17 protein-coding genes are annotated in these 17,669 nt (G+C 46.9%); 9 read left to right on the forward strand and 8 right to left on the reverse strand.

The features are described from left to right. The first annotated feature begins 178 nt into the window (after positions 1–178). Complete coding sequence (locus tag QOL74_RS11565; RefSeq protein ID WP_283409637.1) at positions 179–1,051, forward strand: response regulator; 873 nt, start codon at positions 179–181, stop codon at positions 1,049–1,051. Continuing rightward, on the forward strand, positions 1,042–1,506 hold the full coding sequence (locus QOL74_RS11570) for a chemotaxis protein CheX (protein ID WP_283409638.1): 465 nt from the start codon (positions 1,042–1,044) through the stop codon (positions 1,504–1,506). The genes QOL74_RS11565 and QOL74_RS11570 overlap by 10 nt, the downstream gene beginning before the upstream one ends. A 102-nt stretch (positions 1,507–1,608) precedes the next feature. On the opposite strand, the gene QOL74_RS11575 is transcribed toward QOL74_RS11570, so the two are convergent. Together QOL74_RS11575 and QOL74_RS11580 are read right to left on the reverse strand one after the other, a co-directional pair. Beyond that, the gene (locus QOL74_RS11575) at positions 1,609–2,520 is read right to left on the reverse strand and encodes a chemotaxis protein (RefSeq protein ID WP_283409639.1); all 912 of its coding nucleotides are present in this window, start codon (positions 2,518–2,520) and stop codon (positions 1,609–1,611) included. Between the two features lie 119 nt (positions 2,521–2,639). Continuing rightward, positions 2,640–3,332: a Crp/Fnr family transcriptional regulator gene (locus tag QOL74_RS11580; protein ID WP_283409640.1), complete on the reverse strand. Its 693-nt coding sequence runs from the start codon at positions 3,330–3,332 to the stop codon at positions 2,640–2,642. Positions 3,333–3,452: 120 nt separating this feature from the next. Between QOL74_RS11580 and QOL74_RS11585 the strand changes: the two genes are divergently transcribed. The 7 genes from QOL74_RS11585 to QOL74_RS11615 all read left to right on the forward strand — a co-directional run bounded on the left by QOL74_RS11585 (position 3,453) and on the right by QOL74_RS11615 (position 11,291). Then, on the forward strand, positions 3,453–4,655 hold the full coding sequence (locus tag QOL74_RS11585) for an ABC transporter substrate-binding protein (protein WP_283409641.1): 1,203 nt from the start codon (positions 3,453–3,455) through the stop codon (positions 4,653–4,655). Between the two features lie 5 nt (positions 4,656–4,660). After that, complete coding sequence (locus tag QOL74_RS11590; RefSeq protein WP_283409642.1) at positions 4,661–5,680, forward strand: FecCD family ABC transporter permease; 1,020 nt, start codon at positions 4,661–4,663, stop codon at positions 5,678–5,680. After that, positions 5,673–6,470: an ABC transporter ATP-binding protein gene (locus QOL74_RS11595; protein ID WP_283409643.1), complete on the forward strand. Its 798-nt coding sequence runs from the start codon at positions 5,673–5,675 to the stop codon at positions 6,468–6,470. The genes QOL74_RS11590 and QOL74_RS11595 overlap by 8 nt, the downstream gene beginning before the upstream one ends. Beyond that, positions 6,470–7,381, forward strand: a complete 912-nt coding sequence (locus QOL74_RS11600; protein ID WP_430383870.1) for a nucleotide-binding protein — start codon at positions 6,470–6,472, stop codon at positions 7,379–7,381. The genes QOL74_RS11595 and QOL74_RS11600 overlap by 1 nt, the downstream gene beginning before the upstream one ends. Beyond that, a complete protein-coding gene (locus QOL74_RS11605) occupies positions 7,378–8,715 on the forward strand; it encodes a nitrogenase component 1 (protein ID WP_283409644.1) in 1,338 nt (445 codons plus the stop codon). Before QOL74_RS11600 ends, QOL74_RS11605 begins: the two co-directional genes overlap by 4 nt. A gap of 61 nt (positions 8,716–8,776) precedes the next feature. Further along, positions 8,777–10,000 carry a nitrogenase component 1 gene (locus QOL74_RS11610; protein ID WP_283409645.1) on the forward strand — a complete coding sequence of 408 codons (1,224 nt, stop codon included), beginning with the start codon at positions 8,777–8,779 and terminating at the stop codon, positions 9,998–10,000. Between the two features lie 124 nt (positions 10,001–10,124). Next, positions 10,125–11,291, forward strand: coding sequence for an ABC transporter substrate-binding protein (locus tag QOL74_RS11615; protein WP_283409646.1), 1,167 nt, complete (start codon positions 10,125–10,127; stop codon positions 11,289–11,291). A gap of 141 nt (positions 11,292–11,432) precedes the next feature. Here the strand turns inward: QOL74_RS11615 and QOL74_RS11620 are convergent, their stop codons facing one another. The 6 genes from QOL74_RS11620 to QOL74_RS11645 form a co-directional block, all read right to left on the reverse strand. After that, on the reverse strand, positions 11,433–11,618 hold the full coding sequence (locus QOL74_RS11620; RefSeq protein WP_283409647.1) for a hypothetical protein: 186 nt from the start codon (positions 11,616–11,618) through the stop codon (positions 11,433–11,435). A 63-nt stretch (positions 11,619–11,681) separates the two neighbouring features. Then, positions 11,682–12,446: a hypothetical protein gene (locus QOL74_RS11625; RefSeq protein WP_283409648.1), complete on the reverse strand. Its 765-nt coding sequence runs from the start codon at positions 12,444–12,446 to the stop codon at positions 11,682–11,684. Positions 12,447–12,688: 242 nt separating this feature from the next. Further along, on the reverse strand, positions 12,689–13,315 hold the full coding sequence (locus QOL74_RS11630; protein ID WP_283409649.1) for a hypothetical protein: 627 nt from the start codon (positions 13,313–13,315) through the stop codon (positions 12,689–12,691). Between the two features lie 813 nt (positions 13,316–14,128). Then, positions 14,129–15,103, reverse strand: a complete 975-nt coding sequence (locus QOL74_RS11635; RefSeq protein WP_283409650.1) for a hypothetical protein — start codon at positions 15,101–15,103, stop codon at positions 14,129–14,131. Positions 15,104–15,214: 111 nt separating this feature from the next. Continuing rightward, positions 15,215–15,889 carry a hypothetical protein gene (locus QOL74_RS11640; RefSeq protein WP_283409651.1) on the reverse strand — a complete coding sequence of 225 codons (675 nt, stop codon included), beginning with the start codon at positions 15,887–15,889 and terminating at the stop codon, positions 15,215–15,217. 61 nt (positions 15,890–15,950) lie between these two features. After that, positions 15,951–16,931, reverse strand: coding sequence for a WG repeat-containing protein (locus tag QOL74_RS11645; RefSeq protein ID WP_283409652.1), 981 nt, complete (start codon positions 16,929–16,931; stop codon positions 15,951–15,953). Positions 16,932–17,669: the final 738 nt, after the last annotated feature.

The following is a 17,669-nucleotide window of genomic DNA, read 5'->3' on the forward strand; positions in this document are numbered from 1 at the left end:
GCCGGAACCAGATGATTGCCGGCCCGATGCTGGGCGAGTGACATTTCTTGATTAAAAGTGTTGCTTAAATGGTACAATAGAACTATGACGCTTCATAATTGCCAATTAGTGACAATAATGTAAAGCTTGATGGGGATTGCAGATAGCGTTGACAATTTACAGAAAGCAGGTGGTATCAATGAGTCAAAACACTTCTCTTTCGCAGCGTATTGTCATTGTGGATGACTCTCCCTTCTCGGTCAGCGTGCTGGAGAACATCTTGGCAGATTTGGGGCACAATGTCGTGGGTTCGGCTGATTCTCTTGAACAAACCATTGAGGTGGTGGAAAATCATCAGCCTGATCTGGTTACCATGGACATGACAATACCCGGCACCGATGGATTGGAGTGCACAAAAGCGATTAAAAAAAGACTGCCCGGCACCAAGGTGATCATCATCAGCTCGTTAAAAGACGAAGCCATGATGAAAAAAGCCAAGGAGGCGGGGGCTGAAGGGTATGTGCAGAAACCCGTTGATTCAGAAGAACTGGGGCGGGTGATTGACCGGCTGGTGAATGAAGAACGATTGCTGGAAAAGCTGAACGAACTGGGAAAACTGGCTTTTCAGGAATCGTTGATGAACAATATGAATCGCATTTTTGGCGAAAAGCCCGTGTTTCAGGATCCGGAAGAGACGCTCTCGGAGTCACAGGGAATTTCTGTGGTCATGGGAATTATTGGCGCCTTCAGCGGCCGTTTTGTGATGGACCTGTCATATGCCTCAGCTGAAGCGGTGGTCAAAAAAATGTTGAAGCGGGAAACCGTTCCAAAAGATGAGGTACTCAACTCTGCAGCAGAGCTGGCCAATATGGTTGCAGGGAACGCCTGCTCAATGATCAACCAGATCAATAAGCTTTATGCACTTCGCCTGGCACCTCCCACCATCTATCATGGTGAATCTCTGAAACTTTCCACAGCCAACTTGAAAGGCACTACTATTGTGGCGAAGACTTCTGTTGGAGCAATGTATTTGAACTATGGATTCGCAAAGGGGGAACACATGTGGATGTAAAATGGATTAACCCTTTTATTGAAGCTTTTATGCATGTGATGCCCCAGCTTGGATTTCAAACCATCGAAAAAAGCGCGGTTACCCTGGGGCAGGGTAAGATTAAGAGTGCCGGCGTCATTATGAATTTGGGGATTGTGGGAGAGCTCACCGGGAATGTGGTTTATAACATTGAAATGGAAACGGCGAAAGGAATCGCTTCGAAAATGATGATGGGAATGCCAGTGGCCGAGTTGGATGAAATGGCTCAAAGTGCCATTTCTGAGTTATCGAATATGTTGACAGCCAATGCCAGTATTAATTTCTCTAAAATGGATATCAGCACCAATATTTCCACGCCAACACTTATGTATGGCACAGATTTTGAAGTCATGGTGAATATGCCCAAATATGTGTGTGTCGAAATGAACGCTGACGGCCTTGCACTTCAAATCAATGTGGCTGTCAGATCTCAGTAGTCAGTACTATGAAGGTTGTTCATCGCTACTTAACAACACACATCAAAAAGACGCTGTTGCAGATCACGATGATCTGCAACAGCGTCTTTTTGTGAGAGCAGATTAAAGGATAAGGCGGTCGATGGAGGATACCAGGCGTCCGATTTCAGGCTTGGTAATCTGGTCATCGGCACCCAGTGCCACGCCCTTCTGATGCATTTGTTCGTCAATCAATGAGGAGAAAATGATCACAGGAAGTTTCGACAGGACCTTATCGGTCTTGATTTTTTTGGTGAGGCTGTGCCCGTCCATCTGAGGCATTTCAATATCAGTTATGACCAATGCCACTTTTTCTTCAAGAGGCAGCTTTTCATTTTCCCGATAGGCTTCAAGGGCTTCCCAGGCCTCTTTGCCGTTGGAGGTGATGGTGACAGAAGTATACCCGGCGGTGGTGAGGGCTTCCAGCAAAATATGGGTCAGCATTTTGGAGTCTTCCGCAATAAGAATGGGTTTTTCACTTCTGACGCGTGGTCCCATTTTGGACACCTCAGACATTTGAATGCCTGTATTGGGGCTGATATCCACCAGGATCTTCTCGAAATCCAGCACGACAACCAGCTTTTCAGGCATTTTCACAATGCCGGTGGCAATGCCTTCCTGACCGGAGAAAATGGTTTCATCCGGCTTTTCCACATTCTCCCATGATATGCGGTGAATACCCACCACTTCATGAACCAAAAATCCCACCGTTGTTTTGTTGAAATGCGAAATAATGTAGCGTGCACCGGCATCGGCATCTTCATCACTCAAATTCAGGTATTTGGGAAGGTCAACGGCAGTGATCACCAGGTCCCGGGGCTTGAAAATTCCCTTGATGCAGGGGTGTGAGTTGGGAATGCGAATGGTTTTCATGAAGGGGATGATTTCTCTAACCTTCGCCACATTTATGCCGAAAAAATTCTCGCCAATTCGAAATTCCACAATTTCCAATTCATTGGTACCACTCTCCAACAATATGCCCTTGTCGTTATTCATGAGTGCATCTCCTCCGCTTAAAGATCAATTTACAGGAGTGGCTTTCAGCAAAACACTCATCTGTATAGTCACCATTTTACCCTTTTAAAGACATTTCACGCACATTAGTTTTATATAAATCAGGGATCACGGCTGAGAACTTCATTTAAGATGGCAGTGTTGCACTGGTATTGTTTACGTCCCACCGGGTGAATGGCTCCTGCCGCTGTGAGGGCGTTCAGTTCCCGGTAGAAGGAGCTCCGGGACATTCCCAGGCATTCCAGCAAACAGGTTTTTGACAGGTCAACTGTCAACAAGTTCTCCTGTTGCTGCTTCATTTCTCCCAAAAAAAAGCAGGCGATCCGCTGGCGGTTGTTCTGTATGCTGAAAAGAATAACCTTATTCAGCAAATAACTGATGCGGTGATTCATAAAAGCCAGATAGTTGGCCAGAAGCTGAGGATGTTCGGTCAATACACCTAAAAAGAGGGGTTTGTGAATGAACTGAACAGTGGAGATGCTTTCGGCGCTGAAAGCAAGGGTGCCGTTGATTTCTGAGCCGGATGAAACACCAAAAACCTCACCGGTGTGAATATGCCGCAAAGGAATGAACTTGCCGTTTTCAAGAGCGACTGAAACAGAAACATGACCTTCCAGTAAATACATAAGGTAATCATCTTCGTTATCGCTTTCGATGGAAACACCTTGAGAAAAGGTGCGGGTGAAGGTGGAAACCTGTTGAAGAATTCCGGCAATTTCATCGGCCTCCAGACCTGCCCAAAAACTGGTGGACCTTTTGCCGGCACAAGGATAGAGGCAACATTGGTGAGTCATAAGGCACCTCCTGATTTCTTTTCTTTAAGGTGGTCTGTCCAATATTGGATAGACGTGCGGGCTGACTCTCATTATAATAGCACTGATAATGAAAATCAATACTAAAAAGGAGTGACATCAATGAATCAGTACATGAAACGCCTTGCAGGATGGACAGCCATCATTCTGCTGGCAGTTGCTTTAACAGCCTGCGGATCATCGGGACAGAGTGCCGGTGGCGAAACATCTGCAGCTAACCCGCCTGAAGCAGCACAGGAGCCGGCATCTGCCGGAGAGCCATCTGGTGAAGCAGAAGCGCCTAAAACCGTGGTGGATCAAAGTGGACGGGAAGTGGTACTCCCCGATGAAATCAACCGGGTGGTCATGACAGCCCTTCCTTTCCCCAGCATCTACGCCATCACCGGCGAACCGGTGTCCAAAGTAACGGGCATGCATCCCGGGTCCAAGGGTGCCATCGAAAACTCCATTATGGGCATCATGTACCCGGAACTTCTGGATGTGGAATCCGGTTTTATTGAAGGCACGGACATTAACATGGAAGAACTGCTGAAACTGAATCCCGACGTGGTCTTCTACTGGGCTGACTACGCCAACCAGACCAAGCAGTTTGATGATGCCGGCATCACGGCCATTGGGGTGAACACCCAGGGGAACGGCGATGCCCTGCTGACACTCCAAACCTGGCTTGAAATCATGGGAGACGTTTTTGGGCAGCAGGATCAAGTGGGTGCGGTCATTGATTACGGGCGGGAAATCACCACAGAAATCACAGGAAAAGTGGCTGATATTCCTGAATCGGAACGGCAGCGGGGGTTGTTCCTGTTCCATCACAGCAGTGAAGAAATCGTGGTGCCGGGCACCGGTCATTACGGCGATTACTGGATCGAAGGTACCGGTGGGATCAATGTGGCCAAGGAAATCGACGTGACTGCACCGGTGAACATGGAGCAAATTTATCAGTGGAACCCTGAAGTCATCTACATCAGCAGTTTTACCACCACCGTGCCGGAGGATCTTTTCAACAACACCATCTCCGGCCAGGACTGGAGTCAGGTGGATGCGGTGAAAAATGGCCGGGTCTATAAAGAACCGGTGGGCGTTTACCGCTGGTATCCGCCAAGCGGCGATGCACCCCTGATGCTGAAATGGATGGCCAACCATCAGTATCCTGACTTGTTCAGCTACGACATGGAAGCAGAAGTGGAAGCCTACTACAAACGTTTCTATGATTTTGAACTCACAGAAGATGAAGTGCTGTGGATTCTCAACCCCCTCCGGGAAGCTGCCGACGGCACCTCCGGTCTGAGCCGGCAGCGGCGGTGATGGCAATGGAGAAGAAATCACGGGCCCGATGGGTACTGCCGGGCCTGGGAGTTCTGCTGATTTTTCTCATGCTGGCCGCGGCTGGCGTTGGCCGTTACATGGTTCCCTTTGACAAAGTGGTGTCCATTCTTTCTTCTGTGATCTTCAATGTGGAACAACACTGGACAGATGTGGAACAGACAGTGGTGCTGAACATTCGTATGCCCCGTATCATTCTGGCCATTCTCATTGGTGCCGGGCTGTCTGTTTCCGGGGTGGCCCTGCAAGCCCTTTTTGCCAACCCTCTGGTGAGCAGCCATGTGCTGGGAGTTTCCTACGGAGCCGGATTTGGCGCAGCCATTGGTATACTGCTGTCGGAAAATCACCTGTTCATTCAGGGCATGGCCATTGTTTTTGGTATGGTAGCCATTGCCCTCACCTACAGTATCAGTAAAACCGGTAAAGGCACCCAGCTTTACATGCTGGTTTTGGCGGGAGTCATTGTGGGGGCGCTGTTTCAGGCCCTCATCTCTCTCATTCAGTACGTGGCCGATCCGGAAGAAAAGCTTCCCAGCATCGTGTACTGGCTGATGGGCAGCCTGGGTGGCACCAGCCTGAAAGATCTCAGACTGGGCATCCCTCTCATCGGTGTGGGCATTCTGATCATCTTTGCCATTCGATGGCACCTGAATGTCCTCTCACTGCCAGAGGAAGAAGCCCGATCCATGGGAGTGAACCTGAAACTGCTGCGGGGCCTGATTATCATTGCCACCACTGTTATCACCGCTGTTGCAGTCTCTTTGTCAGGTATCATCGGTTTTGTGGGGCTGGTGATCCCCCACTTTGCCCGTATGGTGGTGGGTCATGAGCACCGGGTGTTGGTGCCCGTCACCATTCTCATGGGTGGCATTTACCTGCTGCTTATCGATACCATTGCTCGGTCGGCCACGGCAGCAGAAATTCCCCTGTCAATTTTAACCGCGATTGTGGGAGCACCCTTTTTTGCGGTGCTTTTGCGACGAACAGGAGGTGGATGGCATGATTAGCATGCATCATGGTTGCTTTGAATATCGACAGAAAGAACCTATTTTCAGTGATCTCAATTTTCATCTGAACAAGGGGGAAACCCTGTCTATTCTGGGCCCCAACGGTGTGGGGAAAACCACACTGGTGAAATGCCTGCTGGGGTTTCAGCGGTTAAAAAGCGGTGAAGTTCAGTTCGAGGGCCAGCCTCTTGAAAAAATCCCGCTTAAACAGTTTTTCCGCCGGGTCAGTTATGTGCCCCAGGCCCGCAATGTGGTGTTTCCATATTCGGTGCTGGATATGGTGCTGTTGGGAAGGGCTTCAGCCATTGGGCTGAATGCCAGGCCTTCAAAAGAAGATATGGACCGGGCTGCCGCTGCCGTCCACCGGGTGGGCATTGCTCCTTTGATGCACCAGTCCACCCGGCAGATCAGCGGAGGACAGTTGCAGCTGGTCCTCATTGCCCGGGCCATTGTCAATGATCCCGAAGTGATGATTCTTGATGAACCGGAATCCAATCTGGATATGAAGAATCAGTTGATCATTCTGGATCTCATGGAACAGCTCCGGGAAGAACTGGGACTCACCACCATCATCAATACCCACTATCCCAACCATGCTCTCCGTCTGGGAGGCAAGGCCCTGTTGCTGGGAAGCGGCAACAGGCGGGATTTCGGCAACACCACAGACCTGATTAACCATGAAACCATTCGGACCTACTTCCATGTGGACAGCCAGATGGTGGAGTGGCAGGATGCCGCCAAAACCCATCAGCGCATTTTTCCGGTGGGACTGGCCAAGGAGGCAGTGTAATGCGAAAAATAGCTTTTTACGGCAAGGGAGGCATTGGAAAGTCAACCCTCACCAGTGCCATTGCCGCCGCCATCGCCACCCGGGGATACCGGGTGATGCAGATTGGCTGCGATCCCAAGGCCGATTCCACCATTAATCTCACCGGCGGAAAAGCCAGTGTGCCCATTGTGAACTACCTGCTGGAGAAAGGAAACTGTGACGATATCGACGACTTGGCCACCATTGGCTACAAAGGGGTTGTCTGCTTTGAAGCCGGTGGTCCGTCTCCGGGCACCGGCTGCGCCGGCCGGGGCATCGTCACCGCTTTTGAACTGCTGGATGAGCTGGAGGCCTTCGAAACCTTCGCCCCCGATTATGTCCTGTACGATGTGCTGGGCGATGTGGTCTGCGGTGGCTTTGCCATGCCCATTCGCAACGGTTATGCAGAGGAAGTGATTATTGTCACCTCAGGAGAAAAAATGGCCCTCTTTGCCGCCGGCAACATTAAAATGGCAGTGGATCATTACCAGGACCGAAACTATGCCCGGCTCAAGGGGGTCATTCTCAACAAGCGGAACATCGAAAATGAAGAAGCCATCGTGGCAGATTTTGTGGAGCGGGCTGACACCCGACTCATTGGTACGGTGGAACGGGACAGGCACATTCAAATCTATGAAGATCAAAACAAAACCGTCATCGAAGGCGATCTTTCGCTGCCGGTATCCCAGACCATTTTAGCCATTGCCGACAACATCATCGCCGGTTATCCCGGCACAGCAGAACTTTCCCCTGAAACCGGTAATATGCCGGCGGCCGGCACAGATGACACGACCGGTCATGCCGGGAACGCCACCGCTGAAAACAGCACTGTGGAGCGTCAGGCAGCAACCCAGGCATGTGCCGGCAGCTGCAAAGGCGGTGAATGTGCATGAACAGCCTCCGGCCCTATATGATTCCCATTGGTGACTTGCAGCAACAGGTACACACCAGGCAAAACAAAGTGAATCGCCGTAACGCTCTCCATTACTGTGCTCCCTCCGGCGGCGGCTGGGGCGTGGTACGGGTGGCCTGCCTGGTACCCGAAATTTTGGTGCTGTTTGTGATTCCCATCGGCTGTGGCCGGCATGGGGGTGTGGCTGCCCTGCAGACCGGTGACAGCCGCATGGTCAGGTATTTGCTGGTGGAAGAAGCAGAAATTGTGGTGGGTTCCTATCTTGATCGGGTGGAAAAAGCGGTTGACCATTTAATAGAAGCGGAAAAACCTGCGGGGATGATCCTTTTTTCCACCTGCATGGACGACCTATTGGGAGCCGACTTTGACGGTATCATCCGGGTAGCCTCTGAACGTCACCGAATTCCCGTTGTTCGGGCCAAAATGAACCCCATCATGTCCGATACCAAAAAACCACCGGAAGTGATGATCCAGCACAGCATCTATCAGTTTTTAAAGTATCCGGCAGCAAATGAAACACCGGAAGATGTTACCGGTGAACGGCATATTAATGTCATTGGGTCCTTCGGCCAGTTGGATTCAGAATCAGAAATACACGAAGCCCTGCGACATGCCGGCGGCTACCGTCTGCGTCACATCACCGAGTGCGCCACACTGGAAGCCTTCGAATCCATGGGAAAGAGCCGTCTTAATCTGTTGGTGAAGCCTGCCGGGGCCTTTGCGGTCAAAGCCATGGCAAAGCGGGGAAAACAACCCTTTGTGGAAGGTTTCACTGCTTTTCGCCCGGCAGAGATCAACGAAAACTATCAGCAGTTATCCCAGGCCCTGGCACTTCCTGGCCCCCTGGATACAACAGCGGCAGAAGCCGCCGCCTGGCACCTCATGGAAAGGGCAAAGCCCGTCTTGAAAGGAATGACAGCGGCCATCGGTGCCACCCTCAACGCCCGCCCCTTTGAACTGGCCCGGTTTTTAACGGAGCTGGGCATTCACGTTCGCTACGTGCTGGCCAAGGCAGTCCATGATTCAGAGGAGAAACATGTGGCCTGGCTGAAGGAGCATGCACCAGCCCTGCAGGTGATTCCAGATCTTGATCCCAGCCTGTCGGCCCAACACACCTATGTGGATCAGGTGGATCTGTGCCTGGGGTTGGATGCCGCCGTCTACTTCGAACCCAAAAAACTGGTGGAACTCCCCTTCGACGAAACCCTGTATGGTTATCGGGGCACTGAAAAACTCATCACCCGTATTCAGGAAGCAGAACCCTACCGGTACGACCTGACCCAGCGCATCTACCGGGCCAACCTGGTGGTGTAACAAAAATGGCGGAATACTGAAAGAGCTGGCATCGAAAATCTGCTGGTATAGGAGGAGAAATATGAAAGCCATCTTAAAGCGACTGCCCCCCTTTGCTCCCGATTATTCGGGAGCCAGTGCGGTGTTTTATCCCCTGGGCGGGGCAGTGATTCTCAACGGTGCCGACGGGTGCATCGGCAATGTGACCGGCTATGATGAACCCCGGTTTTTCAACGAACCTGGGCGGGTTTTCAGCTCAGGTCTCCGGGAAATTCATGCCATCACCGGCGATGAAGCCGTGTTGCTGGAAAAAATCCGGGAGGCCCGTCTCACCGGCGACATTCAGTTCATTCTTATGTTGGGCACGCCCACTTCGGCGGTGATTGCCAGCGACCACCAGAGCCTTTCCCGCATTCTCATGGACGAACAGCAGATCCCCGTGATTCCCCTGAACACCACCGGAATGGAAACCTACGAAATCGGCGCATCCAAAGCCTTTGAGCAACTGGCGGTTCACTGGGTCAAGCCGGGAAAAAAGAAAAAAGGTGGTGTGAATGTGATCGGATCCACCCCCCTCGACTACTGGGGGCCGGAGCAAATGACACTGGTAAGACAGGCCCTGGAGCATTATCAGCTTCGTATCAACAGTATCTGGGGGATGGATGGCAACGGGATGGAAAGCATCAAAGCCACTCTGGAAGGGGATGTGAACCTGGTGGTTTCTGTCTCAGGACTGAAAGCCGCCCGGTATCTGGAAAAAGAGTACGGCATGCCCTATGTCACAGGGGTTCCTGTGGGGAAACGCTCTGCCAGGCGGCTGGCAAGAAAGCTGAAAAACCCTGCAGGTCATCACATGATGCCTCTGAAAGCATCTCTATCTCAAATGAACTCCCCCGGCAGAAGCCTGGTCATTGGCGAACAGATCTGGGCCAATGCCTTTCGGGAATATCTGGAAGATGAAGGCGGCGTCAGCAACGTGGAGGTCTGCTCTTTTTTCCAAATGGATAAGGCACTCATGGAGAAAGATGATCGTCTTCTCACCACAGAAGATGATTTGATGGAACTGGCCTCCCAAAATCGCTATACCCTGGTGGTGGGCGACCCCTTGTTCCAATCCTTTTTTCAGGATGAAGCTCTGCGCTTTTGCCCGGTGCCTCACCTGGCGGTGTCCAGCCGTCTCCACTGGGATCATTCCCTGCAGTACACCGGTTTATTTCCCGACGTACTCAAACAGAAAAGAAGTCTGCTCCATCTAAAAGAGGCAAGCCTTAAAAAGGAATTTCGAACACAGGAATCAGGAAAGTGAAGTTCTTGGATTTCATGGAAAAACACAATAATGAACGGATCCGGATTATGGAATTTAAATGAGATCTACTTGGTAATGAACTTTTGATAATAAGATGAAGATGATGAGAAGGAGGTTAATATTGATGGTGAAAGAAGTTGGAAAAAGAAAAGGAATAGCACTGACGGCCATCTTACTGGCATTGCTTCTGGCAGGTTGCGGTGCCGCTGCACCCACCGAACCGGCAACACCAGCCCAGCCCGCCGCCGCCGAACCGGCAGCGGTTTCTGAAGAATCCATGGCAGCACCAAGAGTCATTATCGATCAATTGGGACGGGAAGTTGAATTGCCCGAATCCATTGACCGGGTGGCCACAGACCGTATTTTACCCTTTCCCTCTGTGTATTTTCTGGCAACCGGCACCGCCGAACAAATCGTGGGTATGCATCCGGCCTCCAAAAGTGCCGCTGAAAACTCCATGCTGGCAACCCTGGCACCAGAAATACTCAATGCCAATACCGGGTTTGCAGCAGGGGACGAAATCAACATTGAGGAACTGCTGAAACTGAATACCGATGTGGTCTACATTCGTGCCGAATCCGGTCAGATAGACCTCTACGACAAAGCGGGTATTACCACTGTGGCCATTGGTACCACAGGTGTTGCAGCCGGCGACTCTTTAGCCACCATCAACAGCTGGCTGGAACTGCTGGATCAAATCTATGACCTGGATGACCGGGCCAAGGGGATTATTGAATATGGCAACCGGGCAGAAGCTGAAATTGCCGCCATCGTCAGCGATGTGGCAGAAAAGCCCCGGGCCATGATGCTCTTTAATTACACCGACGGGAAACCCATTATTTCTGGCAAAGGCTTTTTTGGCAACTACTGGCTGAATGCCACCGGAGCCATCGATGTGGCCGAAGACGATCTTCAGGGCCAATCGCCTGTTGATATGGAACAAATCTACCGGTGGAACCCTGAAATTATTTACATCACCAACTTCACTGAATTAATGCCGGAAGACTTTTACAATAACACCATCGAAGGCCTGGACTGGAGCCAGATTGAGGCTGTTAAGAATGGGCAGGTCTACAAAATTCCCCTGGGGATTTACCGATGGTTTGCTCCTTCTGGCGACACCCCTCTCATGCTTCAGTGGCTGGCCCAAAAGAATCACCCTGAACGATTCACCTATGATATGAGCCAAATCCTGAAAGATTATTACCTGGAATACTATTATTACTCCCTGTCAGATGAAGAAGTGGAGAAAATCCTGAACCCTGTGAGAGAAGCGGCTCAGGGAATCTAAAGACAGCGTTCATCGGCCTGAAACACAATTCCGTCTTTAGGGGAAAAAGCGCTGACATGACTTTTTCCACACGTTAAAAATGTATGCTTTTGAGAACGTCATTAAAAAAGTCCCGGGAGAAATCAGCCGGGACTTTGCTGTTTATATATTACCTGCTTCCTGGTCCATTTCATAAACTTCCTTGCTTTGCGCCATTAGACCTGCAGGCGTGACCAGGTGTTGCAAGTCAATCTCTTCGTTTGGCATTGTTCCGCTACCACTGAAAGCCATGAGAAACAATCCCATGAGGCAGATCATACTGATTAGCCATTTTCTTTTTCTAATCATCGTACCACCTCCACTTAAATCCAGATTGACGACAATGTTTGCACCACTTCTGACGATGTGCCTCTATGCAAACACTGCCTGAAGTACATTGAAATTTTCACCATAGAAATCATAGTTATGCCAATCTTCATCAAACCAGTATTTTTCATCACCATTGTAGTAGGTTTCCTGATGATAGCGTTTTCCACCTTGGTATAGTTCCAATACAATTCCCAGAGAATCCTGATTACGTCCATAGAGTTCTTCAGAATAAGCAGCGAGGGCGGGCGCAAGCAGATGTTCAATTTCCTGCTTTACCCACTGTTTTTCATCTGTTTTCATCTGTGAACGAGTGTCGATCTGCACGAAAACCACATAGCCTTTAAAGCTCTTTTGAAGATGAATACTTCCAACAGACAATGAAAGTTGATTGGCTACTGCATTCTGAAAAGTAGACACCACGTCGGCTTTTTCTTCTCTAGCCGTTAAGCGTGCCTGGGTATTTTCTATGTACTGTCCACCTGCAACCATCCCTTGCTGAAGGTGTGTTCTCTGTTCAACGACCAATTTATCGGCAATGAAGACCCTATGATTTATTTGTTCCAGTTCCTGTCGCAGGGCTTCCAATTCCGGCGGCATCGACAAAAACATATAACTTGCCATGCCAATGACAAACAGCTCAGATGCCATTCTTTTGCTTTTCATGACACTTTCCCTGCTGACATCTTCAGGAAAATAGTAATCCACAAACAACTCATCATTAATCTGGTATAAATCAAAGGTTATCAGCTCTGGCATCTGATAGTATTCATCCATGACGAATGGGAAGAAATCCATCGCCCATGGCAACAATGAAACCTCCTTTATTTCTTGGTCTGTTTCAGATCTTCCGATGCTATAACCTTTAAAATCAGCCTCTGAAGATACCTGGCAGCCTGCCAGCACGAATATCCCCACCAAAATGGTTGTCAATAGTAGACAAAGTGATCTTTTAAAATGTTCATTATGCATCATATAATTGCCTCACTTTCTCCAAAGCCTGTCAAGTTATTATAAAAGTAATGCCATCATTTTTTTTGCAACTAATTCTGTTAATCATAGTGCCCAAATAATAACCCGTGCAAATCCAACAAATCGCTATTTAATAACTCCTCAGATCTTTTTGAAAAATGGTGATAAGTGCTCACAATTTCTAAATGAGCATTATCAACTTCTTCACTAGTTCGGATATGCTCATTAGGAAAAAAATCTAACATAATGCTCTCCCACTCAAGTATGAGTTCTTTATTGTAAGTATACAGAGCCTGTAAGTATTCAGGGCCTGTTATTGCAAACTGATCATTTGTTATTATTTCAGTTATATTTTCATTTGCATTTGTATATATTTTTTCATAGGCATAGGAAGCCGGGCTTTCCAGGAGAACCGCTGAAAAAAAGTTGGATGAGAAAAAACTATTGATGGCTGTGTCGCTAATAAAATACGGGTAGGTATTATCGGAAAAAGATTCGTATTCCTCAAGAACTGTTGATAGCTTATTATCCAACAATTGCAATTCCTTTCCAAAGTTCTGAAAGTCACGGATCATACGGGAATGCATCGCAACTTCATAGTGACGATTTCTAACATTGGAAGACGCGCTCTTATGAATGTAAAAGGTCAATGCAGTCATTGAAACAACAATGACAATTATAATGGCGATGACATTTCTCTGCCGCATAGTGCACCTCCGTTGTTTGTCCTGAACGCAAGCGTGCGGAGGAATTATACCATCCTTTTGCGCTCGATATTCCTTTTTTCATAGTGCTGCTCCCTGTTAGAGAGCTATTACTTTCCCCAAAACGCAAGAAGGAGGTAGAAACTCGTTGCTAGAATCAAATATATACTAGCGACAAGAATGGTTGAACGTATGAATCTTGATTTTATACTTCTATCTAAAAAGAAATCCTTGTTTGACAGAAGTATGATCGTGATGTAATTATGCGCCCATACATAAGTAAGAAAGGGGATCAGAACGAATGAATGCATATGATATGTCATGCCATTGAAATCTCCCATTACCACCTGTAGTCCAATCATAGATAGCATTATATTGGTAGTTCTTGCATATTTTGTATTAGGAATCTTTTCAGTGAACAAAAATTTATCTTTGAACGTTTTGATCATTTTTGCGCTTCCCCAAAATTCAATCAACCAAGATAGATGATTTGGATTTTCTTTTCCGAAAGAGCTACCTGTGTGACCGGCATAAGTTAAGCAGGAAATTGTCAGCTTATGGGCACATACATAAGGAACTGAAGAAAAGCGGTGTCACCCGGATTTTATGCCGGATAACTTGAAGACAAGTATTGAGAAGTCCCACCTCACTGAGCTGAAGATCAACAGTACCTATACAAATTGGCAGATCCCCTGGGCTCCAAAGTGAGGGTCTCCGTTTGTCGGCTATCTGTTACACTCGATTTTTCAGCTCAAAGCTCTCTGCGTTTTTCATGATCACTTTTGATATCACATCAACGCAGCCTTCTTGATCCCTTTACTTCAACGGCTTTTCGAGTGAGTAACGGGCGCTTTTATATGAAATACCCAGAAGGAGCAGGCACAGCAAAGGTAGCATGAGAAAGTCCCAGGCTTGAAAACCCGGTATCGTGATAATGTTCATACCCGCGTTGAAAATAAAGCGGTGAATGACCCGATGAAGGTAATAAATAGGTGTAACAGGAATGTATAATGCATTTACAAACCAGTAGTTCATTGTAAAGAACATGATCAGCAAAGCCATGATTCTTTCTTTGATGATGTGCCCAATGAATAATCCGACAATGCCATAAACTAACAGGTATAAAAACGCACCAACGCCGGCTGTGATTGAGGCGGTTATGCCTGGCTTCCACAAGCTGTATTCCTGATATAAACCATTCACATACTGAAGGATCTCCGTATGATTCAAAGCTGTTGCATACCGAACGCTTCCCACAATCAACCCCAGCAGCAATCCCACCACCAATAAGCTTATGGTACTGATGGTCAAGGCGCGAAGCTGTTTGTAAACTATTTGTTTAGCATTGGCATTTTGGCGGTCATCTGCTTTCATTCCATTTCCATACGGGCCTGTGGCAATGATCATTCCAATAAAGGCCATATACACTTGTCCCCGATTCATCAGGATCAGCAGAATACGATTCATCAACCAGGACTGATGAAGTGAAAGCATGGAGTAGGTGGACATCACGTCGTCCTGAACCGACAACATCACCTGACCGCTTTTCACCGGCCCTTCTCTTGGCGCAACCGTCTTTTTAGGATCATTTTCAAAGTGATGCGCTTGATTCCTCAGGTTACTCTCCACCTGTGTTTTGATGCCGGGTAAGCTGGCTTCTCCCATATGAGAAAGGCGTTCAACACTTAGTTCATTCGACAGCGTCACCATTGTCGAAAACAACATGAGTAGGGCTAACACGATCACGTACCGATGATGTTTCATCAAGAAAGTATATCGTTCTGTATTCATCATGACCCTCCTTGAAGTATAGCTTCGTTGCACGGGTTAACCCTCTTTCTTTAATATTTGGAAATCGATTTTATATTATAGTGAAAAGTATATAGGCTGAATTGATATGCATTATTCTTTAATCGTTATGTTTTTGTATTCCATTACTCTTTTTTCTACTTTGACAGTCTGGGCATCGGCATGCATTGCTTTATAAAGCTCGTTTCTTGCGTTAGTGATATCAATAATAATATCATAGGTATTCTCTTTGGTATTTACGGTAAATGTAACCAAGGCCGGTTTGTCTGTAAACAATAATGCATTTAGCGGCTCCACTAACGAATTGTAATTGTTTTTTATTGTTTCATTTTTTAGTGCGTCACGTGTCATGTTGCCACGATAATTGCCATAAAGTGCCTCTTTAAAAATTTCATTTCCGTCATGGATATAGTAATCTACCAAAGTATCCGGTTTAATTTGACCTCTGTATATTATTTCAAATCCATTTTTGTTATTTTCGTCAACCTGAAAAGAATCTAAATTTTGTTCCATCAGAAAAACGATCAAAAGAAAAGGATCATTCAGTTGTTTGATAGACAATGGCATGCCTTTCAAAGATTCCTTTTTCATTTCAATGGAATTTTCAAATTCCTTATTTAAGGTAATATTACCTTGGCTATCAATGCTAAAATCGGAAGCTTTTATATCATATGTGATGAAACGTGATGGTTCAAACGTATCGCCTGAAAATTCTTCAATCGTTTTTACAAAAACTGTTGAATTGGGGAGGGTTTCTTCGGTTGTCAAGATAGTGCTTTTATAGTATGGTTTTCTGACAAAAGTAGAGTTTGCATAACTGTTAATACTGTTAGTTACTGTATCCCTCATGGCTTTCTATTCGGGCCATGCCCGCTTTGTCAAAATGAAAGAGAGAGTCGAACATGGCTTCAGTCACCACTTCTCCCTGCCGGTTCATGGATCCCCACTGGCCGTTCAGCAGAAAAGGAGCTTGTTCCCAGTCTAATAAAGCAGTGTCGAAAACAAAATCATAAATGGGCTCTATGAGGATGTTTCTGTTGATATCCATCATGCCATACTGTTCATTCATTGAAAATACAGCAAGGCCTTCTTCGTTAAAATGTCCAGCAAGAATGCCTGTAGGCGCAATTGCCCAATTTCCATCTTTATTTAGGAATCCAATTTCACCAGGTTCAACGATTCCTGCCCCAATAAGCCCCATGGAGAATTGATGATGCATATAATCAAATTGTGGTTCAACTACAGACTCTCCCTTAGTGTTAATCAGGCCCCACAGGTTATCTACCTGAACGGGAGCCAGACCATTGTCACTAAAAGTAAGCACCTGTTGAAAAACCGGTTCAATAACAATTTCTCCGCTGGTGTTCATAAAACCCCATTGACTGTCAACGGAGACGGGTAGCAGGTAATATCCGTTGGAAGAAACCATCAGGCTGTCCATTCGTTTCAGTGTGGGTTCAATCCCCAAGTACTGTCGGAAGGTTTCTGCCAGGGCTTCCATTTCATCTTTTAGCAGGTCTTCACCAGTTTCAAGTTCGTAATGATAGAGTCTTTCCCTAAACCGGCTGAAGGTTCTGTCGCTAAAGGGTTGTTCCTTAAAACTGGTAGACCTTAAGGCCACTTGAAACCGGACGTCACACAGGATGGACTCAAGCAGATCTTCATCGGTCAGTGCAAACATTTCTTTGAGTATGAGTGCACCAACGATTGCATTGACAGGGGCATTGGGACGGGAGGCCGCCTTGTCGCTGTACAACACAGCAAACCGTTCTTCATTGATCGCTGGAAAAACTATTTCTGAAAAACCCATGGCCCAGGATTTCTGCACAAAATGCTGGACTTGGAATGGTAACTTGAGGAGTGCATCATCGAAATTGATCTGTTGGGTTTAAACGCCATGGAAATCCACCTTTCAGGGTTCGTTGATATAGGTTTATTATATCACAAATTCGGCCTGAATCGAAGTATTTCCAATGCATTAAGGCGTTTTTGATGGTGGATTTATTGGGTTTATGATCGTGGATTCTGGTTTTGCAAAATGTTGGATTCTTGATGAATTATGGTGCTTTTGACACCTGAATCAATGCATTAAAATTTATAAATTTTATCCTGATTTGGAGCCAGTCTCTGTCTCTGGGGTGTATAAAAGATACAGAATTAAGTACATCATGGAAAATGGAATGATATAATTTTCTATCCCTGCTAAATACGTACCTGTTCCCACAATTAGAAGACTTAATAATGAAATAACTGCGATTGTATTCCTATAGCTTTTAGTGCTTTTAAACAAGCTCATACATTTTTTTTTCATATTAAACAATTTATCTAACACATAAAAAATTAGAAACGGAAGAAAACTACCTAATACCATTAATATCATCCTGCTTATTTTAACCACCCCTTTTAATACTAACATTTTATTCTATTAATTTACGACTTCTCATCTTGTTCTTTCCTTAATCCGTGACGCAACCATACCTGCATCACAGTCAAACCATTGGAATAACAACCTGTTTTCGTTATTCATCACTTCACCAGACAGGTGAAC

The organism is Anoxynatronum buryatiense (assembly GCF_900182905.1).
Lineage (GTDB): Bacteria > Bacillota > Clostridia > Peptostreptococcales > Tindalliaceae > Anoxynatronum > Anoxynatronum buryatiense.